At 34.3% G+C, this 3,065-nt stretch carries 4 protein-coding genes; all 4 read right to left on the bottom strand.

Features of this window, described 5'->3' with window-relative positions:
- Nucleotides 1-31: 31 nt before the first annotated feature.
- The 4 genes from VB797_RS31820 to VB797_RS31835 all read right to left on the bottom strand — a co-directional run bounded on the left by VB797_RS31820 (nucleotide 32) and on the right by VB797_RS31835 (nucleotide 2,899).
- A complete protein-coding gene (locus VB797_RS31820; RefSeq protein ID WP_323241794.1) occupies nucleotides 32-769 on the bottom strand; it encodes a TVP38/TMEM64 family protein in 738 nt (245 codons plus the stop codon).
- Between the two features lie 17 nt (nucleotides 770-786).
- A complete protein-coding gene (locus VB797_RS31825; protein WP_323241795.1) occupies nucleotides 787-1,488 on the bottom strand; it encodes a TVP38/TMEM64 family protein in 702 nt (233 codons plus the stop codon).
- A gap of 98 nt (nucleotides 1,489-1,586) precedes the next feature.
- Entirely contained in the window at nucleotides 1,587-2,375 is a 789-nt protein-coding gene (locus tag VB797_RS31830) for a TIGR04283 family arsenosugar biosynthesis glycosyltransferase (RefSeq protein ID WP_323241796.1), read from the bottom strand.
- A 74-nt stretch (nucleotides 2,376-2,449) separates the two neighbouring features.
- Nucleotides 2,450-2,899: a hypothetical protein gene (locus VB797_RS31835; protein ID WP_323241797.1), complete on the bottom strand. Its 450-nt coding sequence runs from the start codon at nucleotides 2,897-2,899 to the stop codon at nucleotides 2,450-2,452.
- Nucleotides 2,900-3,065 lie beyond the last annotated feature (166 nt).

Genomic DNA, 3,065 nt, shown 5'->3' on the forward strand with positions numbered 1-3,065 from the left:
GCACTACGAAAAAAAGATAATTGATAGTTGTTTATTGCTCATTGATAATTGTTTCTTCGTCTAAGGCTTTTTTAGCAATTTTAGTTACATATAAAGTAACAGCGGCTGTCGCAATAAAACCAATAATCCGAATTGTCCAAACAACGGTAGGATTACTTGTTTGTTCTCCCGTTCCAATTGTGGCAATATTACCAGCTAAAGAACCCAAATATACATACATAATTGTTCCGGGGAGAATGCCGATAGTTCCTAAAATATAATCTTTTAAAGAAACTCCGGTTACACCATAGGCATAGTTTAATAAGTTAAATGGAAACACTGGAGAAAGTCTAGTTAATAAAACAATTTTTAACCCTTCTCTACCCACAGCATTATCAACTGCGGCAAACTTTTTGTTTCCAGAAATTTTCTTGACAACCCAACCCCTAGCTAAATAACGTCCTACTAAAAAAGCTGCGATCGCCCCAATTGTTGCACCGATAAAAACGTATACTGAACCTAAAAATACATCAAAAACTACCCCCGCACCTAAAGTTAAAATAGAACCCGGTAGAAAAGCAACGGTAGCGACAATGTAAAGTAAAATGAAGGCAATTCCACCTACAGCACCTTGGTTATTAATCCATTCCAAAGCATTTTTGAGCCATTCTTGAGGATTAAAACCTGATACATTTGCACTTTCTTGAGCTAAAGCCGGGTTGATATTAAACAGGATTACAATACTAAATGTGATTAAAACAAATAGACTAAATTTATGAAGTTTATACATTGTTATTTATTAATTGTTCATTGTTCATTGTGTAAAGCTTTTTTAGCAACTGTAGCAATATAAATAGTTACAAAAGCCGTAGCGATTAATCCAATTCCTTGTAACAACAACTGAATAAGTTGTGTTTCCGGATTTGTTGGAATAGATGGGTTTTTCATCGCAATATCACCAATTAACGAACCCATATAAACATACATTATAGTTCCTGGAAGAATACCGATAGTTCCTAGAATATAATCTTTTAACGATACCTGAGTAACTCCGAAAGCGTAATTTAACAAATTAAATGGAAAAATCGGCGATAAACGAGTTAAAAACACAATTTTAAATCCATTTTTGGCAACAGCTTTATCTATTGCTTGAAATTTTGGGTTCTTACCTATTTGTTGACATACCCAATCGCGAGATACATAACGTCCAATTAAAAATGCAAATGTCGCACCGATTGTTGCTGCAACCAGGACATATAAAGAACCACCAAATAATCCAAACAAACAACCTCCCTTGAGAGTCAGTAGGGAACCTGGCACAAACAGTAATGTAGCAACATTGTAAATAATTATGAATGCGATCGGTCCCCACCAACCAAGACTATTTACCCACAGTAAAGATTTAATAAAAAGTCCTTGTAGATTAAAATATTTAGCTGCGATGATGAAGATAATAATTAAGCAAGCTATCAATATCAGTTTGAGAAAGCGTTTGTAATCATGTTTCATGGGAATTATTTTAAAGGTCAAAGGTTAGAGGTCAAAGGTCAAAGGTGAAAATTTTAAACTCATAACTCTTAACTTAAGATACTAAACTGAGAACAAGCTTAATACTTAATGATTTTTTCTCCACGATACCAACTACGAATTCTTTGGGGTGAAATTCCTAGAAAGTAAGCAATAATTACAATTTGATTAATTAAAGTTGTTTGTAATACTCCTTTTTTTAACCAGCGACGCGGTGAAGTAATTACTGGTACGGGAATTAAAGTAATTTTTCCCAAGCGTTTTAAATTGCGTATTAGTTCAAAGTCTTCCATGATAGGTAATGCTGGAAAACCGCCGATAGAATCAAAGACTTTTTTAGTAATAAAAATACCTTGATCGCCATAAGGCATTTGCAACCACTTTGAACGCAATTTTACTCCCCATTCCACCAAGCGTAAACCTATTTGTGGTGCATTTATTCGCAGAGAAAACGCCCCTGCTACAGCTAATGGTTGTTGTATTGCGGTACGAATCATCGCATCAAAATTAGCAGGTAAAACAGTGTCAGCATGGAGAAATAATAAAATATCACCTGTCGCATTCATCGCACCCGCATTCATTTGACAAGCGCGATTTTGATAACCTGTAATCACTTTCACACCCGCAGATTGTGCGATATCAACTGTATTATCCTGAGAACCACCATCAACTACGATAATTTCTGTATTTGTACTTATTTGAGTACTAGCTAAGGTAGCTTTAATGTTTTTCGACTCGTTAAGAGCGGGAATAATAATAGAAATTTTAGTTGTAGCATTTGCGAAGTCTGTCTCGACTGGAACATTACTTTGATTGGCATTTTCTGAAAGCGGATATTTTTCTTTTAGATTAATTTGTTTGTAAAACATCCGAAAAACCTGAATAAACCGCCAATATAATTGTATAAGCCGCTAACGTCAAATATATAGCAGATTACATAATTTTACCTACTTATTTTCAGCCAAAATGCTGCGGTTATTCCCCAAACAAAGTTAAAAAGCAATACAAATACTGGTGTAAGGCTTCCTAATTCAACACCAAGAATTCCTTTCTTCGCTTGCAAAGGAAATACAATAAAAAGTTGAACGAGAGTGGGTAATAAGCTTAATAAAATCCCTTTCCAAAGATATTTTCTTTGATAAAAAGGTAGAAGAAACACAAACCCCCAAATTCCACCCCAAACAATACGAGGATATAGCCAAGATGGGGTTAAAGTTGGCGCAATTTGGACGTTAAATATTGCTGTTATTCCCGTAAAACCGAATATCCAAACCATTAAACTGTTCAAAAGTCCGCCAAGACACCCAGCAGCAAAGACAATACTTAAATTTCTGATAAAAATTCTAATGTTATCTTGCTTTTGCTCGGTAGATGATATTGTATTACTTTTCATGTTATGTAATTTGATTTGAAAAATAAATCAATGAATTCATTGTGAATGATAAAGATTAAAAAATTATGAGTCCAAGATTAAAAATCTCTGAGAAGTCGAAGATTAAGGATTAATATATAGAGTTGTTCCAATTAATTGACTTCGTGTTCGTTCGCATCTTGCTTCC

The organism is Rivularia sp. UHCC 0363, assembly GCF_034931125.1.
In the GTDB taxonomy this organism is placed as follows: Bacteria; Cyanobacteriota; Cyanobacteriia; order Cyanobacteriales; family Nostocaceae; genus Rivularia.